General features: G+C 52.4%; 1 protein-coding gene. It reads right to left on the bottom strand.

The genetic code is table 11. The features are described 5' to 3' along the window. A partial coding sequence (locus tag R8O11_RS29680; protein ID WP_318195185.1) for a peroxidase family protein occupies positions 1–586 on the bottom strand: 586 nt, incomplete at both ends.

Here is a 586-nt window from a genome sequence, read left to right as displayed (position 1 = left end):
CACGAATTTCGTATTGGTTCTCACCCGTTGGCTTCCATGTGTAAGCCATATCGGTGAGGTTTACGAAGAAATCGTTCGATAACGTACCCACGCGGTCGGTAAAGACGCCATCTTTGCTGCCACCGTAGTTGCTACCCAGAACGCGTAAACCACCAATCAGTACCGTCATTTCTGGTGCTGTCAAACCCATAAGCTGCGCTCGGTCGAGCAACAACTCTTCCGGCTTCACCACATAGTCTTTCTTCAACCAATTTCGGAAACCGTCAGCCACAGGTTCAAGCACTTCGAACGATTCCACATCCGTCATATCTTGAGAAGCATCGCCTCGACCTTGTGCGAAAGGCACAGATACATCATGACCCGCCGCTCGCGCAGCCAGTTCAATACCTACGTTACCAGCAAGCACGATAGCATCAGCAACGCTACAGCCCTCTTCTGCTGCGATGCTTTCTAGCACAGCAAGAACACGACTTAGACGCTCAGGCTCGTTACCTTGCCAATCTTTTTGCGGAGCCAAGCGAATTCTCGCGCCATTTGCGCCGCCACGTCGGTCAGAGCCACGATAAGTACGGGCACTGTCCCAAGC

This window comes from Vibrio sp. 1288 (assembly GCF_033344475.1).
This window is presented reverse-complemented; position numbering and strand designations above follow the sequence as displayed.